19 protein-coding genes and 1 pseudogene are annotated in these 17458 nt (G+C 73.1%); 7 read left to right on the forward strand and 13 right to left on the reverse strand.

The window, feature by feature from the left end:
* Positions 1-133 precede the first annotated feature (133 nt).
* Positions 134-223: a hypothetical protein gene (locus tag ACZ6Y7_RS00980; protein WP_465756452.1), complete on the reverse strand. Its 90-nt coding sequence runs from the start codon at positions 221-223 to the stop codon at positions 134-136.
* On the opposite strand from ACZ6Y7_RS00980, the gene ACZ6Y7_RS00985 reads away from it, so the two are divergent.
* Positions 198-380 (forward strand): hypothetical protein, encoded by a 183-nt coding sequence (locus tag ACZ6Y7_RS00985; protein WP_465755761.1) that lies wholly within the window; start codon positions 198-200, stop codon positions 378-380. The genes ACZ6Y7_RS00980 and ACZ6Y7_RS00985 overlap by 26 nt on opposite strands.
* Before the next feature lie 94 nt (positions 381-474).
* Here ACZ6Y7_RS00985 and ACZ6Y7_RS00990 read toward each other — a convergent pair whose 3' ends face one another.
* The 3 genes and pseudogenes from ACZ6Y7_RS00990 to ACZ6Y7_RS01000 all read right to left on the reverse strand — a co-directional run.
* Positions 475-1983, reverse strand: a complete 1509-nt coding sequence (locus tag ACZ6Y7_RS00990) for a sensor histidine kinase (protein WP_465755762.1) — start codon at positions 1981-1983, stop codon at positions 475-477.
* Positions 1984-1995: 12 nt separating this feature from the next.
* A complete protein-coding gene (locus tag ACZ6Y7_RS00995) occupies positions 1996-2748 on the reverse strand; it encodes a response regulator transcription factor (RefSeq protein ID WP_465756453.1) in 753 nt (250 codons plus the stop codon).
* A gap of 414 nt (positions 2749-3162) precedes the next feature.
* A pseudogene (locus ACZ6Y7_RS01000) lies at positions 3163-3747 on the reverse strand (sigma factor); the annotation flags it as partial.
* A 169-nt stretch (positions 3748-3916) separates the two neighbouring features.
* Between ACZ6Y7_RS01000 and ACZ6Y7_RS01005 the strand changes: the two are divergent.
* Positions 3917-4474 carry a nuclear transport factor 2 family protein gene (locus ACZ6Y7_RS01005; protein ID WP_465755763.1) on the forward strand — a complete coding sequence of 186 codons (558 nt, stop codon included), beginning with the start codon at positions 3917-3919 and terminating at the stop codon, positions 4472-4474.
* Between the two features lie 67 nt (positions 4475-4541).
* On the opposite strand, the gene ACZ6Y7_RS01010 is transcribed toward ACZ6Y7_RS01005, so the two are convergent.
* From ACZ6Y7_RS01010 to ACZ6Y7_RS01025, 4 genes are all read right to left on the reverse strand, one after another.
* On the reverse strand, positions 4542-5120 hold the full coding sequence (locus ACZ6Y7_RS01010; protein WP_465755764.1) for a GNAT family N-acetyltransferase: 579 nt from the start codon (positions 5118-5120) through the stop codon (positions 4542-4544).
* A 67-nt stretch (positions 5121-5187) separates the two neighbouring features.
* Positions 5188-5547, reverse strand: coding sequence for a YciI family protein (locus ACZ6Y7_RS01015; RefSeq protein WP_465755765.1), 360 nt, complete (start codon positions 5545-5547; stop codon positions 5188-5190).
* 96 nt (positions 5548-5643) lie between these two features.
* Positions 5644-5841, reverse strand: a complete 198-nt coding sequence (locus ACZ6Y7_RS01020; RefSeq protein ID WP_465755766.1) for a DUF397 domain-containing protein — start codon at positions 5839-5841, stop codon at positions 5644-5646.
* Complete coding sequence (locus tag ACZ6Y7_RS01025; protein ID WP_465755767.1) at positions 5834-6700, reverse strand: helix-turn-helix domain-containing protein; 867 nt, start codon at positions 6698-6700, stop codon at positions 5834-5836. Before ACZ6Y7_RS01025 ends, ACZ6Y7_RS01020 begins: the two co-directional genes overlap by 8 nt.
* 228 nt (positions 6701-6928) lie before the next feature.
* On the opposite strand from ACZ6Y7_RS01025, the gene ACZ6Y7_RS01030 reads away from it, so the two are divergent.
* Complete coding sequence (locus tag ACZ6Y7_RS01030) at positions 6929-7294, forward strand: ATP-binding protein (protein ID WP_465755768.1); 366 nt, start codon at positions 6929-6931, stop codon at positions 7292-7294.
* Positions 7291-7542: a hypothetical protein gene (locus ACZ6Y7_RS01035; protein WP_465755769.1), complete on the forward strand. Its 252-nt coding sequence runs from the start codon at positions 7291-7293 to the stop codon at positions 7540-7542. The genes ACZ6Y7_RS01030 and ACZ6Y7_RS01035 overlap by 4 nt, the downstream gene beginning before the upstream one ends.
* Before the next feature lie 74 nt (positions 7543-7616).
* Here ACZ6Y7_RS01035 and ACZ6Y7_RS01040 read toward each other — a convergent pair whose 3' ends face one another.
* The 5 genes from ACZ6Y7_RS01040 to hisC all read right to left on the reverse strand — a co-directional run bounded on the left by ACZ6Y7_RS01040 (position 7617) and on the right by hisC (position 13184).
* The gene (locus ACZ6Y7_RS01040) at positions 7617-8306 is read right to left on the reverse strand and encodes a hypothetical protein (protein ID WP_465755770.1); all 690 of its coding nucleotides are present in this window, start codon (positions 8304-8306) and stop codon (positions 7617-7619) included.
* A 14-nt stretch (positions 8307-8320) separates the two neighbouring features.
* Positions 8321-9535, reverse strand: coding sequence for an ABC transporter permease (locus ACZ6Y7_RS01045; RefSeq protein WP_465755771.1), 1215 nt, complete (start codon positions 9533-9535; stop codon positions 8321-8323).
* Complete coding sequence (locus tag ACZ6Y7_RS01050; protein ID WP_465755772.1) at positions 9532-10335, reverse strand: ABC transporter ATP-binding protein; 804 nt, start codon at positions 10333-10335, stop codon at positions 9532-9534. Before ACZ6Y7_RS01050 ends, ACZ6Y7_RS01045 begins: the two co-directional genes overlap by 4 nt.
* Before the next feature lie 2 nt (positions 10336-10337).
* Positions 10338-11726 (reverse strand): efflux RND transporter periplasmic adaptor subunit, encoded by a 1389-nt coding sequence (locus tag ACZ6Y7_RS01055; protein ID WP_465755773.1) that lies wholly within the window; start codon positions 11724-11726, stop codon positions 10338-10340.
* Positions 11727-12104: 378 nt separating this feature from the next.
* Entirely contained in the window at positions 12105-13184 is a 1080-nt protein-coding gene (gene hisC, locus ACZ6Y7_RS01060; protein ID WP_465755774.1) for a histidinol-phosphate transaminase, read from the reverse strand.
* A 345-nt stretch (positions 13185-13529) separates the two neighbouring features.
* Here hisC and ACZ6Y7_RS01065 point away from each other — a divergent pair, with 345 nt between their 5' ends.
* The 3 genes from ACZ6Y7_RS01065 to ACZ6Y7_RS01075 all read left to right on the forward strand — a co-directional run bounded on the left by ACZ6Y7_RS01065 (position 13530) and on the right by ACZ6Y7_RS01075 (position 17454).
* Complete coding sequence (locus ACZ6Y7_RS01065; protein ID WP_402221326.1) at positions 13530-14687, forward strand: LacI family DNA-binding transcriptional regulator; 1158 nt, start codon at positions 13530-13532, stop codon at positions 14685-14687.
* Between the two features lie 261 nt (positions 14688-14948).
* Complete coding sequence (locus ACZ6Y7_RS01070; protein WP_465755775.1) at positions 14949-16310, forward strand: metallophosphoesterase; 1362 nt, start codon at positions 14949-14951, stop codon at positions 16308-16310.
* Positions 16311-16539: 229 nt separating this feature from the next.
* Positions 16540-17454, forward strand: coding sequence for a hypothetical protein (locus tag ACZ6Y7_RS01075; RefSeq protein ID WP_465755776.1), 915 nt, complete (start codon positions 16540-16542; stop codon positions 17452-17454).
* Positions 17455-17458: the final 4 nt, after the last annotated feature.

A 17458-nucleotide genomic window follows, 5' to 3' on the forward strand; every position in this document is an offset into this window, starting at 1 on the left:
GTTCACTCGATCGGGGCGTTTGGGGCTCGGAAACGGCGGAACCGCAGGACGGGCCGGGGCCTGTCCTGCGGTTCCGGGCGGGGTGCGGTGGCGGTGCGCGGCCTCCTCCCGAGCGGGCGCGAACCGGGGTGGGTCAGCGGGCGGTGCGGGCGGCCGGCTTGCGGCGGGAGACGTGGAGGGCGGCGGCACCGAGGCTGATGGCCAGGCCGGAGCCGAGGGCCAGGTACGGGGTGGCCGGGTTGGAGCCGGTCTCGGCGAGCTCGGTGGACGAGCCGGTGGTGGTGGCGGCGGTGGCGGCCCGGGTGGTGGTGGCCGCCTGCGAGGTGGTCGCACCGGTCGTGGTGCCCGTGGTCCTCCCGGCCGGGCGGAGCCGATCATAGGCAGACGCTTTCCTGACGCTCCATGCCGGTTTCCGGCAAGGAGCGCGCCATGGAATTTCCTGTTCAGCGAAAGAATTGACGAGTCGACGTTTCCTCAGGAATCCCGGTCGCCGTGATCCGGCAGTTCGACCCGGAACGTCGCGCCCTCGCCCGGGGCGGTCTCCAGGCTGAGGGTGCCGCCGTGCGCCCGGGTGAGGGCGGTGGCGATGGCGAGGCCGAGTCCGGCGCCGCCGCCGTTGTCCCGGCTGCGCGAGGCGTCGACCCGGAAGAAGCGGTCGAAGACCCGCTGGGCCTGCTCCTCGGTGAGGCCCGGGCCGGCGTCGGCGACCTCCAGCAGGCAGGTCCCGTCGGGCCGGGCGCCCACCCCGATCCGTACCGGGGTGCCGGCCGGGGTGTGCTTGACCGCGTTGCCGACCAGGTTGGTCACCACCTGCCGCAGCCGCGCCTCGTCGCCGAGGACGGGCGCCGCGCCGGGCGCGCCGGCGCCGGCCGGACCGGTGAGCGCGACCGGGCGGCTCGGGTCGAGCGCGGTGAGGTCGTGCAGGGCGTCGGCGGCGAGGGTGCGCAGGTCCATCGGGGCGAGGTCGAGCGGGCGTTCCTCGTCCAACCGGGCGAGCACCAGCAGGTCCTCGACGAGGGCGCCCATCCGGTCGGCCTCGCTCTCGATCCGGGTCATGGTGCGCTTGACGTCCGCCTCGGTGGGCAGCGCGCCCATCCGGTACAGCTCGGCGAAGCCGCGGATCCCGGCCAGCGGGGTGCGCAGCTCGTGCGAGGCGTCCGCGACGAACCGCCGCATCCGGGCCTCGGATTCGGCCCGGGCCGCGAAGGCCGCCTCGATCTGGGTGAGCATCCCGTTGAGCGCGACCGACAGCCGGCCGACCTCGGTGCCCGGCGAGAGCTCGGGCATCCGGTGCGACAGCTCCCCGGCCGCGATCCGCGCGGCGCCCTCCTCGATCCGTCGCAGCGGCCGCAGCCCGGCCCGGACCGCGAAGAAGCCGAGCGCGGCGATCAGCAGCAGCACGGCGCCGCCGATGGCCAGGAAGGAGGTGCGCAGCTTGCCGAGGGTCGCGTCGATGTCCTCGCGGGAGACGGCGACCATGACGTGGGTCGGAGTGCCGGGCGAGGCGAAGGCGCTGGCGGCGGGGGCCTGCCCGTGCGGCGTCTGGAGCGGCAGGACCAGCACCCGCCAGCGGTGGTGGCCGCGCTGGTCGGGCAGGTCGAAGGGGACGTCGGGGGCGGTCCGGGTCGGGTCCAGGCCGGCCAGTTGCGGCGCCGGGTCGCTGTCCGAGACGGGCTGGCGCATCACGGACTGGACCTTGCCGTCCGCGGACAGGTACTCCACCAGGTACTGGCTGGGCAGGCTGATCCGCCGGCCCGTGGCGGCGGGCCGGTTGGGGTCGGGCGTGGCCTGCCGGGCCGGCGGCTTGCGGGACAGCGGCGGCCCGTACCGCTGGAGCTGCTCGTCCAGCTGCTCGACCAGCTGCGCCCGGACGGTGCCGACGACGAAGATGTCGCTGACCACCAGCCCGGTGGTGACCAGGGCGACGGCGAGCACCAGCAGGCGGGCGCGCAGCGACAGCCGGGAGGAGAAGCGGGCGAACACGGGCGGCGGCGGTCAGGCCTGCGGGGGGCGGCGCAGCGCGTAGCCGATGCCGCGCACGGTGTGGATCAGCTTGGGGCCGTGGGCCGGGCCGGAGTCGAGCTTGCGGCGCAGGTAGGAGATGTACGACTCCACGATGGAGAGGTCGCCGCCGAAGTCGTAGGCCCAGACGTGGTCGAGGATCTGCGCCTTGGAGACCACCCGGCCGACGTTGGCCATCAGGTAGTGCAGCAGCTTGAACTCGGTCGGCGAGAGCGAGACCGGGATGCCGCCGCGGGTGACCTCGTGGGCGACCGGATCGAGGCTGAGGTCGGCGACGAGCAGCCGGCCGTCCTCCGCGGGGCCGCCGGCCCGGCGCAGGATGGCGCGGATCCGGGCGATCAGCTCCTCGAGGCTGAAGGGCTTGGTGACGTAGTCGTCGGCGCCGGCGGCGAGGCCCTGCACCTTGTCGCCGACGCCGTCCTTGGCGGTGAGGAAGAGCACCGGCAGGTGGTCACCGGGGTGCCCGTGGACCGGCCCGGCTATCTGGCCGCGGCTGGTGCGCTCGCGCAGCTTCTCGACCACGGTGAAGCCGTCGAGGTCGGGGAGCATGACGTCGAGCACGACCAGGTCGGGCCGCTCGGCGGCGATCAGTTCGAGCGCCTCGGTGCCGCTGGCGGCGGAGGCGACCCGGAAGCCGGAGAAGCGCAGTGAGGCGGCGAGCAGTTCGCGGATGTTGGGCTCGTCGTCCACGACGAGCAGGAACGCCTCGCCCTGGCCCCCGGCCACCGTGGGGCCGCCTGGTGTGGTGACAGTGCCTTGCACGGGGGTTTCGCCTCCCGGTCGGACGATGACGTTCAGCATGAGGCTAGCCCCGGGAGGCTATGCGGCATGGATGAATGTTGGATTAACACCTTATCGGTCGGTTTTGCGACGACAAGCCCATAGCCGGGCGCTCGGTGGTGTGCGGACGGGCGTGGACACGCCCAATGCGCCCCCCGGAACACCCTGCCCGCCCCCGGGCCACGCCCGGTATGACGTACCTCACTCCCGCCCGCACTCCCGCCCTCGCTCCCGCCCGGACGCGGTTCCCTCCGGTGCGACCGGCACCCCGGGCACCGGCCCCGGTCCGGCGGGCGAGTCCGGCTTCCGGTCCGGCCGCGAGTCCGTCGGCGAGTCCTCCGGCGAGTCCGGCCGCGAGTCCGTCGGCGCCGCGGAGGCCTGCGCGGCGCGGATCCGCCGGCGCCCCGAGGCGGCCAGCTGCCGGCAGGCCGCGGGCGACTTCCCGACGATCGCCGCCACCTCGGCGAACGGGTACCGGAAGACGTCGTGGAGGACGAAGGCCACCCGCTCGGCCGGGGTCATGGACTCCAGGACGGCCAGGACGGCCGGGCTGACCGGCTCGTCCGGGGTGACCCGGCCCGCCGGATTCCCCGCAGCCTCGGCGGAGGTGGCGCCGGACGTCGCGCCGGACGCCCCCTCCCGCCGCCCCGGCAGCGGCTCGGGGGCCCCCTCGCCCGCGTGGTGCCCCCGCCGCACCCGGGCCGAGGCGAGGACGTTCAGACAGATCCGGCTGGCGACCGTGGTCAGCCAGCCGCCGGGCGAGCCGATCGCCTCCCGCTCCCGCCGGGGCAGCGCGTACCAGCGGGCGTACGTCTCCTGCACCACGTCCTCGGCCCCGTCCCGCGAACCGAGCAGCCGGTACGCCAGGTCGGTCAACTGGCGCCGCTCGCCCATGATCGCGCCCAGGCCGGGATCGGACCGCTCCACCGCTTCGTCCCCTCGCATCCCGCCCCGCCCCTTCGTCTCGCCGGCCCGCTCACTCTTCGACAGCGCGGTGCGCCGGATTGTGACCCCCGAGGGGTGTGACGTCCACCGCGCCGCCGCGCGTTGCGTCCGACGTGTCACATTCCGGGGCACCGCGCGGTCGTAGGGGCGGAAGGAAACGGAGGACCCGATGAACGACTTCCAGGCGGTCGCCGACCGCGTCGAGATCCAGGCTCTGCAGTACGAGTTCACCGACGCCGTGATGATGCGCGACCGCGCCCGGCTCTCACGGCTGTTCACCCCGGACGGCGTGCTGCGGATGCCCGCCGTGCCGATCGAGCTGGTCGGCCCGGAGCAGATCCGCGTCGGCGGCGAGAAGCTGCAGGAGCAGTGGGACTTCTTCATCCAGACCACCCACCCGGGCACCATCGAGATCGACGGCGACACCGCGACCGGCCGCGCCTCCATGCACGAGCTGGCCCGCCTGAAGAACGGCGTCGAAGGGCTCAACTATGCCATCTACCAAGACCGTTACCGCCGCACGGAGGAAGGCTGGCGGTTCGCCGAGCGGGTCTACGAGGTCCGGTACCTCGACACCACCCCGCTGACCGGCGCGGCCCCCGGTCCGAGGCCGCCTACGGACAGCCCAGCGCGGTCGACCAGCTGCTGGTCCTCAACGCCCCGGCCCGGACGACCCCCGGCACCGTCCTCCTGCTGCGGGAGGCCATCGGGTACTGAGCAACGGTGACGAGTGCGCGGCGGGTGCCCTCCGGGGCCGGACCCGCGACCGGGTGGGGCCGGACCCACCGCCGGAGTCAGCGGGACTTCCGTCGCTCCCAGTCCTCCCGGAGCAGCTCGTACTCGACCTCGCCGTGCTCGGAGCCCGGGATGGCCTCCGGCCAGTCGTCGGTGTAGCTGCGCAGGAACGTCAGGCCCGACTTCTCCATCACCCGCCGGGAACGCGCGTTCACCGCCATGGTGTTCGCCGTGACCCGCCGCGCGCCGAGGTCGGTGAACGCCTTGTCGATGAGGGCCAGCGCGCCCTCCGTGGCGTACCCCTCGCCCCAGGCCGCCCGGTTCAGCCGGTAGCCCAGCTCGACCACGGCGGGGTCGTGGTCGGAGAGCGGACGCAGTTCGAACCAGCCGAGGAAGGTGCCGGTGGCCCGCTCCTCGACGGCCCACCAGCCCCGGGTCCCGGTGCACGGGTGGTCGTGCAGGAGGCGGGGGAGGATCCGGGTCCGGATCGCGTCGAGGTCGGCGGGCTTGCCGCCGTTGATGAAGCGCATGACCTCGGGGTCGTCGTCCAGCGCGAACAGGTGGTCGGCGTCGGCCTCGGTGAACGGACGCAGCACCAGGCGCTCGGTCTGCAGGAAGGGGCGCGGGAAGGGTCGCATGCCGCGATCCTCACCACGCGCGGTCGGCCCTGCCACCGGATATCCGGGCCGGGCGACCGGCAGGGACTCATTCCATCCCGAAGAAGTCGTGGATCGGCCGCACCTCGACGGCCACCACATGGAAGTCCAGGACGCGTGCGGCGATCTCCCGCGCCCGTTCCCGGGTCGCGCAGTCGATCACGTAGTAGGCGGTGAGGTGCTCGGCGGCCTCCTGCAACGGGCCGGGTGTCGTGGTGGATCCGTCGCCGTCGACGCGGAGGGTCGTGGTGTCCCGGGGGAAGGCCAGCCCGGCGCCGTTCAGCATCTCGCCGGTGTCCTCCAGGTCCCGGTGGAGCGCTTCGTGTCGACGGAAGACGTCGGCCCGCTGCTCGGCGGACATCGCCGCGGTCGCCGCCGGATCGGCGTACATCAGCACCATGTACTTCATGCCGCGATCGTCGCACTCTTCTCCTGGACGGGGGAGGAAGCCGAAAGCCCGTGCCCCCTGACCGGCGCGGCCAGGGGGCACGGGGAGCCCGGAAAGTCAGGCCGTGGTGAGGTGGTCGAACTCACCGGCCTTCGCGCCCCGGAGGAAGGCGGCGAACCTGGGCACGGAGGTCCGCACGATGACGTCGCCCTCGTCGGACTCACGCACCTCGATCACCCCGTCGACGGCACGGACCTCGACGCACTCGGCGTTCGCACCTGAGTAACTGGACTTCTGCCAGGAGGAGTTACGCATACTTGCTTTCCATATCCTTCATAATGGATCGAATGAACTCTCGGGATTCGTCTTCCGAGAGAGCCGCCGCGTCGATCCGGGCGATCAGGGAGCGAAACCGAGCCATGTGAGCCGGTGCATCGAAGAGCACGTTCCCAAGTCCTGAATCCAACTGCGCTGTGTCCAGCTCGGGAATCGGGCCTTCGGCGTACGTGAAGTTCTCGTGGGTGAGGGGAAGCGTGCCGACGTCGAAAAGCACGACCCGGATTGAGATGGTCGGCTTCTCGGAGTCCTCGATGAGGCTGCCGAGCTGCTCGGCCTGAACCTTGGGGCCGCTGAACTGCATACGCAGCGCCGCCTCATGGATGTATGCGACGTACGGCGTTTCGCCGGACCGCACGATGCGCTGCCGCTGCATGCGGAAGGCCGTCCTCAGATCGACCTCGTGCTGCGGGAGTGGCGGGAGGTTTCGCGCGAAGACGGCAGAGGCGTAGGCACTGGTCTGGAGCAAGCCGGGGATGAAGGCCATCGTGTACGTCGAGAGCCTGTGCGCACGCCCCTCGATCTCAGCCACTTCAAGGAAGTCCGACGACAGGCTTCCTCGGTATTCCTCCCACCAACCGCCGCGATCGCGATCCGTGATGATCTCCGCGAGCGCGTCGATCAGCGGCTCGTTGACGCACATGCACAGCGCCGCGATCGTGCGCAGGCGTTCGACGCTGATGCCGGTCCTTCCGCTCTCCATCTGGGTCACGTGCGCGGGGTTGATGCCCAGCGCACGGGCGAGCTGGCTGCCGCCGAGTCCGGCCTGCTCGCGCATCCTGCGCAGCTCGGCACCCAACCGCAGCTGGCGGAGAGTTGGGTTCGATCGAAGAGCCATGGGACCAGTCTGCCTCAGTGTGGTGACCACGTTCGGGGGAACTTCGCTCATTACGCCACAAATCTGTGGCGAGCCGCGCTATGGTCACTCCCAGATGGATCCTACGGTCCGTCAGCACCTCTCTCGTTCCCGGCAGTAGGCGCCTGCTGCCCTCTCGCCGAAGAGCAACCGTCACCCGGCCTGGCTCACGGCTTCCTTCTCCCCCGCCACAGCCTCACGGAGGTTCCCGTGTGCACCCCTGACGCCACCCCCTCGCTCATCCTCGGCCGGCAGGCCCTCCGGGCCGCCCTGGTCCGGTGCGGCTGGGACCCGGAGGCCATCTTCAACGCCGAACTCGCCCTCGCCGAACTGGTCGTCAACGCCTGGCGGCACGCGGGCACCGCCTCACCGGTCGTGCACTTCTCCCTCGTCCACCGCACCCTGCGGGTCTGCGTCTCCGACGGGAGCGACGCGCTGCCGCAGGAGCGGGCCGCCGCCCCCACCGCCGAGTCCGGCCGGGGCCTGCGCCTCGTCTCCGGGCTCACCCACCGGTGGGGTGTCGAGCCGCAGAAGCACGGCAAGACGGTGTGGTACGAGCTGGACTCCGTCGCGTGATCCGCGAACCCGTCCAGCCGGACGACCCGCGGATGCTCGACTACTCCGCGTCCCAGATCACCGCGCTCCTCGGCGAACTGCACCGGCGCGGCCTGCCGTACGGGCTGCTCTGGGGTTCCGCCTCGGCCGGGGAGGGCACCCTGGACGGGCGGCTGCTGGTCGACTTCGGCAACGCGCCGGTGAGCACGCTGCTGAACCTCCTCCACCTGCTCCGCGAGCTGGACCGGAACGAGGCCTGGGAGCGGTAGCCGCGATGAGCAGCACGCGAAGGCCCCCACCCCCCAAGGGGCGAGGGCCTCGCGGTCGTCCGGCGAGTTCCGGGTCAGCCGCCGGACGGGTTCCGGCTGCCGCCACCACCGCCGAAGCCGCCTCCGCCGAAACCTCCGGCGGCGTTGCCTTCGACGAGCTGGTTGGCGTTGTAGCCACCGTTGGCGTCGGGGGTGCCGACGACGGTCACGCTCTGGCCGGGCTGCAGGTCGGAGACCTTGCCCTCCTTGTTGAGCTGGACCTTCGTCGCGTCGCCGGTGGTGACCTTCACGGTGTTGCCATTGGAGTCTGTCAGGTACACGACGTTTCCGTCCACGGCTTTCACGGTGCCCCGGGCGAACCCGGCCTGTCCACCCTGCCCCTGACCACCGCCCTGGCCACCGCCCTGCCCGGCGCCCTGGCCGCCGCGGCGGCCGTTCTGCCCGGCCCCCGCACCCTGGCCGTAGCCCCCGCCCTGACCGTACCCGCCGGCCCCCCGCTGCTGCCCGGCGGAGGCAGCAGCCGCCGCGACCGGCCGGGACGACTTCCCGCCCGACGAGGACCCGTTGTCCTTCTGGTACCAGACCCCGCCCGCGAACGCCCCCGTCGCGATGACCCCGCCGGCCAGCACCAGGCTGAGCCAGGGCAGCTTCCGCCGGGGCGGCGCGGCCAGTTCGGCGCTCACGTCGCGGGCGTCCGGCGGGGTGGAGAGCAGGGCGACCTGCTCGGCCGGGGTGCTGCTGACCGTGGCGATCTCTTTGCTCATGGTGTGGAGGGTCCCTACTCGTGCCGGAGGGCGTCGATCGGCCGCAGCGAGGCGGCCCGGTTGGCGGGGTAGCTGCCGAAGAACAGCCCGATGGCGACGGCGATGCCGAACGCACCGAGCACCGACTCGGGGATCACCACCGGCTTGATGCCGACGATGCTGAAGTGCGAGCCGACCATCCCGGCCGCGACTCCCAGCCCCGCGCCGATCACCGACAGCAGCGTCGACTCGGTCAGGAACTGCCCGAGGATCACCGCGCGCGGCGCGCCGAGCGCCTTGCGGATGCCGATCTCGCGGGTCCGCTCGGTGACCGTCACCAGCATGATGTTGGTGATCCCGATCCCGCCGACCAGCAGCGAGATCGCGGCGACCGCGCCGAGCAGCACCGTGAAGGTCTTCGTGGTGCTCTCCCTCGCCGTGAGCAGCGAGGCCTGGTTGGTGATCCGGAAGTCGGCCTTGGCCGGGTCGGCGATCGCGTGCGCCGCGAGCAGCACCCGGGTGATCTCCGACTGGGCCGCCGTGGTGCTGTCCGCCGAGGCGGCCTGCACCAGGATCTGGTTGACGGCGCCGAAGCCGGTGAACGCGTTCTGCACCGTCGGCAGCGGGGCGATCACCACGTCGTCCGGGTCGGTGAACCCGCTGCCGCCCTTGGCCTGCAGTACGCCGACCACGGTGAACGGCGTGCCGCCGAGGACGATCCGCTTGCCGACCGGGTCCTCGGTGTCGAACAGCTGCTTCGCCGTGGTGGCGCCGAGCACCGCGACCTTGCGCGAGCCGAGCACGTCGTCGTCGGTGAAGTACTCGCCCTTGGCGACCTTCTGGTTGGCGGTCTCGAAGTACGCCGGGTAGGTGCCCACGATCGAGCCCGGGGCGTACGAGATGTTCCCGTACAGGGCCGTCCCGCTGGTGGTGACGACCGGGGCCACCGACTTGATCGCGGCGGAGGCGTCGGCGTCGGTCGCCAGCGCCTTGGCGTCCGCCACCGTCAGCTTCTTCACCGAGGAGGCGGCCCGCGCCCCGCCGGCCGCCGAACCGGAGCTGACGGTGAGCGCGTTGGTTCCGAGCGAAGTGATCGACTCCTTGACCGCGACCGACGAGCCGTTGCCGACCGCCAGCAGCAGGATCACCGAGGCGACGCCGATCAGCACGCCGAGCATGGTGAGCGCGGAGCGCACCTTGTTGGCGGCCAGGCCGCCGACCGCGAAGCGGAGCGTCTGCCAGAGGATCACGCCGACACCCCCAGCGCGCTGAGGGCGGGCGGCGGCCCGTCCACCGGGGCCTGCCGGACGTCGCTCACGATCTGCCCGTCGACCAGCCGCAGCACCCGCTTGGCGTGCGCCGCGACCTCGTCCTCGTGGGTGATCAGCACGACCGTGCGGCCGGTGGCGTTGAGCCCGTCGATCAGGGCCAGCACCTCCTCGGTGGAACGGCTGTCCAGGTTCCCGGTGGGTTCGTCGGCGAGCAGCATCGCCGGCGCGGTGACCAGCGCCCGCGCCACCGCGACGCGCTGCTGCTGGCCGCCGGAGAGCTCGTTGGGCTTGTGCCCGGCCCGCTCGCCGAGGCCGACCAGGGAGAGCGCGGCCAGCGCCCGGCGGCGCCGCTCCGCCGCCCGGACGCCCGCGTAGGCGAGCGGCAGCTCGACCTGGGCGAGGGCGGTGGTGCGGGGGATCAGGTTGAAGGACTGGAAGACGAAGCCGATCTTGCGGTTGCGCACCAGCGAGAGCTGCTGCTCGTCCAGGTGGCCGACGTCGACGCCGTCCAGCAGGTAGCGGCCGGACGTCGGGACGTCGAGGCAGCCGAGGATGTTCATGAGGGTGGACTTGCCGGAGCCCGAGCTGCCCATCACGGCGACGAAGTCGCCCTGCTCGATGTCCAGGCTGACGCCCTGGGGCTCGCCGGTCTCCGGGTCCGCGGGGCCGCGCAGCGCGTGCACGGTGGCGTCGCCGTGCCCGTACGCCTTGGTGAGCCGGCGGATCCGGATCACCGGCACGGGCGCCGCGGGGACGCGCTTGTCGATGACGTGACGCACGATCAGCCCCTGCCGCCACGACCGGCGCCGCCGCCACCGTTGCCGCCACCGCCACCGTTGCCGCCGCCCGGGAAGACGCCGCCGCCGGTGCCGCCCCGGCCGTTGCCGCCCGCGCCCGGGAAGGAGCCGTTCGGGAAGCCGTTGGTGCCGCTGGTGGTGGGGAGTTCGACCTTGTCGCCCTCCTGCAGGCCGGAGACGATCTGCACCGTGCTGTCGCCCTCGACGCCGACGCCGACGGTGACCCGCTCGGTGGCGCCGTTCTCGTGCACCACGGTCGCGGTGCGGGAGGTGCCGGTGCCCGAGAGCGCGGAGGTGGGCAGCGAGAGCGCGTTGTCGGCCTCGCCGGTGATCACCTGGACGGTGGCGCTGAGGCCGGTGCGCAGCGTGCTGGTGTCGCCGCTCAGCTGCAGGGTGGCCGCGTACTGGACGGCGGAGGAGCCCGCCGCGCCGCCGGATCCGCTACTGACCGGCAGCGAACTGACCGACAGGACGGTCGCGTTGAGCTTGGTGTCGGACTGCGCGTTCAGCGTGACGGTGGCCGCCTCGCCCTTCTTCAGCTTGAGCGAGTCGAGCTCGGAGAAGTTCGCGGTGACCTGCATCCCGGTCGGGTTGGTGAGCACGATGAAGCCGCTGGGAGCGGCCGCGCCCGTGCCGGTACCGGTCGCCTTGGCGGAGCCGCCGCCGGTGGATCCGGAGGCGCTCGCGCCGACCGTGTCGCCGACCTTGTTGGCGATCGAGGCGACGGTGCCGTCCGTCGAGGCCGTCAGCGTCGTCCCGGCCAGCGCCGCCTGGGCGTTGGAGAGGTTGGTCTGCGCGGTGGCGACCTGCTGCTGGGCCTGGGCCACGGCCGCGTCGTCGACCTTGGTGGTGGTGATGGTGGTGGTCTGCGGGGCGGGCGTACTGCTCCCGCCCGCCCCGCGTCCACCACCGCCGCTGCCGGTTCCGCCCCCGGACCCCCCGGAGGTCGGGGCCGGCAGCGGCTCGGTGGTCGTGGTGGTGACCCCGGCCTCGGCCTTGGTGAGGTTGGCGTTGGCCGTGGTGAGGGCCACCCGGGCCGCGTCCACCTGCTGCTGGGCCGCCGTGGTGTCGACGGTGGCCAGCACCTGGCCCTTCTTGACGGTGTCCCCGACCGCGACCTTGATCGCGGTGAGCTTGCCACCGGTGGTGAAGTCCTGGGCCGCGTCGGTGGGGGACACCAGGGTGCCGGTTCCGGACACGGTGGCCAGGACGGTGCCCTTGGCGACCGTCGCGGTCCGCGCCACCGGCTTGGCCGAAGCCGGGCCGGAGCTGCCGCTGACCGTGGTGTACACCAGCGCCGCACCGCCCAGCAGGGCCACACCCAGCGCGGAGTTGAGGAGGACGGCACCGCGCCGCCGTGGGAGCACCTTCATGCCGGACAGCTTCGCGGGGCGCTCTTGCGGAGTCCTGGGCGCGGGCTGGGAGAAGACTGACCGGGCGGATCCGGGCATCGCGGACAGAACCGCCGCCCCGCGCGGCCCGCTTGGGCGCTCCGTGGCCCGCTGTTGGCCGAACTCCCAGCGGGCTCCCAGCGATCCACAGCCATCCGGGAGCGAGCCGGGAACGCGCCGGGCCCTCCGGTGACGTGCCGCGGACGTCCGCGGGAGCCGGGGACGCGTCGGCGGGACGGCGGGACGGCGGCGCGCCCCGGTGCGTTCCCGGTACCCCAGGACGGCGGCGGGCCGTCCCCGGGAACGTCGCGGGGGCGCACCGGCGATCCGGCACGCCCCCCGGGAGGACGGAACGGGACCTCAGAGCGACTTGCGGAACGCCTCCGCCACCGACAGCAGGATCGAGTTGCCCTCGGGCTCCCCGATCGACACCCGCACGCCCTCCGGGAACGGCCGCACGATCACGCCGGCCGCGGCGCAGGCCGCCGCGAACTCCTGCGAGCGCTCGCCGAGCCACAGCCAGACGAAGTTGGCCTGCGAGTCCGGGATCTCCCACCCCTGGGCGCGCAGCCCGGTCACCACCCGGGTGCGCTCCTCGACCAGCGCCTCCACCCGCTCCATCAGCGCCTCCTCGGCGCGCAGCGAGGCGACGGCGGCGTCCTGGGCGAGCTGGCTCACGCCGAACGGGACGGCGGTCTTGCGCAGCGCGTTCGCGACCGGCTCGTGCGCGATCGCGAAGCCGACCCGCATGCCCGCCAGGCCGTACGCCTTGGAGAAGGTGCGCAGCACGCAGACGTTCGGGCGGTCGCGGTAGAGGTCGATGCCGTTGGGCACCTCGGGGTCGCGGATGAACTCGATGTACGCCTCGTCCACGACGACCAGGACGTCGCCGGGGACGGCGTCCAGGAAGCGCTCCAGCTCGGCCCGGCGGATCACGTTGCCGGTGGGGTTGTTGGGGTTGCAGACGAAGATGAGCCGGGTGTTCGGGGTGATCGCGGCGAGCATCGCGTCCAGGTCGTGGTCGCCGCCCGCGGTGAGCGGCACCGGGACGGGCGTGGCGCCGGCGACCTGGGTGATGATCGGGTAGGCCTCGAAGGAGCGCCAGGCGAAGATCACCTCGTCGCCCGGACCGGCCGTGGCGAGCACCAGCGACTGGGCGACGCCGACCGAGCCGGTGCCGGTGGAGATGTGCTCGGCGGGCACGCCGAAGCGCTCGGCCAGCACCGCGGTCAGCTCGGAGACGCCCATGTCGGGGTAGCGGTTGAGCGAGCCGGCGGCCTTGACGGCGGCCTCCAGCACGCCGGGCAGCGGCTCGTACGGGTTCTCGTTCGAGGACAGCTTGTAGGCGTCGGCGCCGGCCGGCTTGCCGGGCTTGTAGGTGGGGATGCCGTCCAGGGTCGGCCGCAGGCGCGGGCCCTGCGCTGACGTACCACTGCTCACGGTCGTACTCCGTTTCCAGAAGTTGCACAACAGTCCGGTGCGCCGTCCCGCCACGGACGGGTTCGCCCCCGTGCCCGGGATCTCCCGACGCGCCCGGACCACCCCGGTCGGGTGCCTTGCACGATACCGACCGCCCTCACCCGTAGGAGTGAGATGCCCGGACGGCTTACCGGCTCAGATCAGCCATTCTGCCGGGTTCCTTTGGCACATGTCAGAGGTAAGAAGCCTGGTTTCAGACGGGTATCGAAGGGGCGCACCCCGGCTCACTCTTGGAGAAACGTATCTCCGAGGGCTCCTGATGCGCCGGTCACAGACCCTTGTCAGGAGCCATACGATCGGTCCGCCATGACAGCAGCAGCCAACCAGAGCGGTCGGCGTCCCACCACCTCACGGCGTCTGGAGCGGGCCGGCATCCGGGATGTGGCGGCAGCCGCCGGAGTGTCGATCACCACCGTCTCCGACGCGCTGAACGGTAAGGGCCGCCTGCCCGACGAGACCCGCAGCCGGGTGCGCGAAGTCGCCGAGCGCCTCGGCTACCGCCCCTCGGCGGCGGCCCGCACCCTGCGCACCGGACGGTCCGGCCTGATCGGGCTGACCGTCACGACCTACGGCGAAGAGCCCTTCACCTTCACGGAGTTCGCGTACTTCGCCGAGATGGCCCGGGCCGCCACCAGCGCCGCCCTCGGCCGCGGCTACGCGCTGGTGGTGCTGCCCGCCTCCTCGCGCCACGACGTCTGGGGCAACATCGCCCTGGACGGCACCGTGGTGATCGACCCGCCCGACCAGGACCCCCTGGTCAGCGAGCTGTACCGGTCCGGCGTGCCGGTGGTCAGCGACGGCAAGCCGGGCAACTGCCCGGTCACCGCCTGGGTCGACAACGACCACGAGGCCGCCGTGCTCGGCATCCTGGACCACCTCTCCGAAGCCGGCGCCCGCCGGATCGGCCTGCTCACCGGCACCAGCACCGACACCTACACCCGGCTCTCCACCGAGGCCTACCTCGCCTGGTGCGCCAAGGTGGGGCAGGAACCGGTGTACGAGGCCTACCCGGCGCACGACCCGGCCGCCGGCGCCGTGGCCGCCGACCGGCTGCTCGCCCGCCCCGACCGGCCGGACGCGGTCTACGGACTGTTCGACCCCAACGGCACCGACCTGCTCGCCGCCGCCCGCCGGTACGGCCTGCGGGTGCCCGACGACCTGCTGCTGGTCACCTGCAGCGAGAGCGACGTCTACGCGACCACCGAACCGCCCATCACCACCCTGTCGCTCAAGCCGCGCAAGATCGGCACCACCGTGGTCAACCTCCTCATCGACGCCATCGAGGGCGTGGACTCCGGCACCGGCGTCGACATCGCCCGGCTGTTCCCGCCGAGGTTCCGCACCGCCGGCAACGGCCCGCCCCCGGGCACCCTGATGCCGACCGAACTGATCGTCCGCGCGTCCTCCCAGCGCCGGAGCCCGCGCACCACCGTCAGCCCGCCCCGCCCCCCGGGCGAGGTCTAGACCCCGCGGCGCCGGACCGGCGTCCGACCGGTCGGGGCGACCACCCCGGCCGACCCCGGCCGTCACCCGACCACCCCCGAACGAGCCCCGATCGACCACCGACCGGAGCCGGGTGAGCACGAAGGACGCCCGGTCAGAGCCGACGAGACCATACCGAGCCAGGACAAACCGGACCCTGCGGGACCGCCCGGCTGACGCTCCGGAGGATTGGATGCCCACCAGGTGACGACGGCGGGAGAGTGGTCTTCCTATGATGGGCGAATGACACCCGAGGACCGCTTCCCCGGGCCCGAGCACCCCCACTCGGGCCCCCGCCACCAGCCGGACCTCGATGTGCTGCCGTACGGCACCTATTACGAACCGGAGCCCGCGCAGGGCTACCCGGGCACCCCGTACGACGCCGAGACGTACAGCGGCTACGGCGGCGCCCGCTACCTGGAACAGCACTGGACCTCCGACGGACAGGGCCACACCGTGCACGCCCACGGCAACGCGGTCGGCCAGGCCCCGGTCTTCTCCCACCAGGACCACCCCGGCTACGACGGCCGGCCCGGCTACGAGGAGCACCCCGGCTACGACGGCCAGGACCACGCCCCGTACGACGGCCGGGACCACGCGGCCTACGAGGACGACGGCGGCTACGACGACCGCACCGGCTACGAGCCCACCCTCCCCGACCAGCCCTCCCCGGCCCTCCGGCTCGACGACCGCGACGGCCGCGACGACCCGCCGACCATCGAACTGGGCCCGCCGCTGCCCCTGCCCGACCCGGCCGCGCCGACCTACCCGTACCCGGCCCCCGGCCCCGGGGAGCCGCCCGGCCCGGTCTACGTCGTCGGCGACGTGCACGGCTACCTGGAGGAGCTGCGCGCCGAACTGCACAACCAGGGCCTGATCGACGCCGACGGCCACTGGTCGGCCGGCCGCGCCCGGATCTGGTTTCTCGGCGACTTCACCGACCGCGGCCCCGACGGCATCGGCGTCATCGACCTGGTCATGCAGCTCGCCGCCGAGGCCGCCGCGGCCGGCGGCTACTGCCGCGCCCTGATGGGCAATCACGAACTGCTCTTCCTCGGCGCCGCCAAGTACGGCGACGAGCCGGTCCAGTCCACCGCCGGCACCGCCTCCTTCCTCGCGGCCTGGCGGCTCAACGGCGGCCAGCAGAGCGACCTGGACCGCCTGGAGGCGCACCACATCAGCTGGCTGTCCCGGCTCCCCGCCATCGCGCTGGAGGACGACCACCTGCTGCTGCACTCCGACACCACCGCCTACCTGGAGTACGGCGAGTCCATCCCCGACGTCAACGACGCCGTGCACGCCCTGCTCGCCGACGGCGGCGTGGACGAGTGGTGGGACTGCTTCCGCCGCTTCACCAAGCGCTTCGCCTTCCGCGGCGACACCGGCCCGATGGCCGTCCACGAGCTGCTCGGCACCTACGGCGGCGGGCGGATCGTGCACGGGCACAGCCCGATCCCGTACCTCACCGGCGCGGTGCACGCGGACGACGGCCAGCCGCCGCACATCCCCGGACCGTACGTGTACGCGGACGACCTCGCGGTGGCGATGGACGGCGGCGTCACCATGGAAGGGCGGCTGCTCGTCGCCCGACTGCCCATCAACTGACGGCCCGCACCGAACGGTTGTTCCCGGCGCCCGGGCCGTCGCACGCGCGCGGTCCGGGGCGCGAAATTCCGGAAACCGACTGTCAGCCCGGGCACACCCGCCCCTACCATGAGGCACACCACACCCGGCCGCCCGTCCGGCGGCCCGCCTCCGCGCCCGATTCGGCGTCCTGAGGGCGCCCCGCGCCCCCGGGGCGGAGCGAACCGGAGTCCGCACGAACGGGGTCCCCATGTCCAACCCCCCGCCGCTGCTCGCCGAGGACCGCCCGGAGTACGAGCGCCTCCTCGCCGAAGCCCTGCGCGACCGCACCGTCCTCACCGCCCTGCGCGCCCCCGGCGCGCTCGCCACCGACCAGCTGCGCCTGCGCGCCCTGCGCGACGCCGACACCGTCAACGCGGCGGCCGCCACCGAGTACGCGCACTACACCCGGCTGCGCGACGGCCTGCGCGCCACGCCCCCGCCGAGGCCCGGCACCGAGCCCACCGCCCCCGGCCTGCTCACCCAGCTGCGCTCCGCGAACGGCGGCGCCGGCCTGTTCCCCGTCCTCACCGTGCTCACCCCGATCCTGGCCTGGGCCGCCGCGGTGTTCCTGCTGCTGATCGGCTACCTGCTGCGCGCCGCCGACCCGGGCCTCGTCCTCGGCCGCTCCCTGGTCACGGCCGGCTGGGTCGCGCTCGCCGCCGGCGTCGCCGCGATGGCCATCGGCATCGTCGGCCTGCTCCTCACCGCCATACGCGACGGCACCGCCGCCGCCCCGGCCGGCACCGACCCGGGACTCGCCGCCGAACTCTCCGACGCCCGCGCCGCTTGGCGCACCGCCCTGCGCGACCGGGGCCTGCTGCCCTACCTGCACGCCGCCCTTCCCCCGGTCCCGGGCGCCGAACGCGCCTCCCGGACGGCCACGGCCGAAGGCAGCGACTCCACCGGCCCCGACTCCACGCGCCCCGACTCCGCCGGCCCCGAGTTCAGCAGCCCGGACTTCAGCAGCCCCGGCTACACCTCCCCGTCCTTCAGCAGCCCCGGCCCCGACGGCCTGACCGACCCCGAGGGCCGCACCGCCCGCCCCGCCGCCTTCACCGGCCCCGACTTCACCGGCCCCGGCTACACCCCGCCGGCGTTCACCAGCCCCGACGACGTCGCCTGACCCG

Source organism: Kitasatospora sp. NPDC053308 (genome assembly GCF_055585785.1).

Excerpts from the sequence above, each read along its gene's own strand:
- ACZ6Y7_RS00985 (WP_465755761.1), top strand. The coding sequence starts at position 198 with ATGGCCAGGCCGGAGCCGAGGGCCAGGTACGGGGTGGCCGGGTTGGAG.
- ACZ6Y7_RS01005 (WP_465755763.1), top strand. The coding sequence starts at position 3,917 with ATGAACGACTTCCAGGCGGTCGCCGACCGCGTCGAGATCCAGGCTCTG.
- ACZ6Y7_RS01010 (WP_465755764.1), bottom strand. The coding sequence starts at position 5,120 with ATGCGACCCTTCCCGCGCCCCTTCCTGCAGACCGAGCGCCTGGTGCTG.
- ACZ6Y7_RS01015 (WP_465755765.1), bottom strand. The coding sequence starts at position 5,547 with ATGAAGTACATGGTGCTGATGTACGCCGATCCGGCGGCGACCGCGGCG.
- ACZ6Y7_RS01020 (WP_465755766.1), bottom strand. The coding sequence starts at position 5,841 with ATGCGTAACTCCTCCTGGCAGAAGTCCAGTTACTCAGGTGCGAACGCC.
- ACZ6Y7_RS01025 (WP_465755767.1), bottom strand. The coding sequence starts at position 6,700 with ATGGCTCTTCGATCGAACCCAACTCTCCGCCAGCTGCGGTTGGGTGCC.
- ACZ6Y7_RS01040 (WP_465755770.1), bottom strand. The coding sequence starts at position 8,306 with ATGAGCAAAGAGATCGCCACGGTCAGCAGCACCCCGGCCGAGCAGGTC.
- ACZ6Y7_RS01055 (WP_465755773.1), bottom strand. The coding sequence starts at position 11,726 with ATGAAGGTGCTCCCACGGCGGCGCGGTGCCGTCCTCCTCAACTCCGCG.
- ACZ6Y7_RS01065 (WP_402221326.1), top strand. The coding sequence starts at position 13,530 with ATGACAGCAGCAGCCAACCAGAGCGGTCGGCGTCCCACCACCTCACGG.
- ACZ6Y7_RS01070 (WP_465755775.1), top strand. The coding sequence starts at position 14,949 with ATGACACCCGAGGACCGCTTCCCCGGGCCCGAGCACCCCCACTCGGGC.
- ACZ6Y7_RS01075 (WP_465755776.1), top strand. The coding sequence starts at position 16,540 with ATGTCCAACCCCCCGCCGCTGCTCGCCGAGGACCGCCCGGAGTACGAG.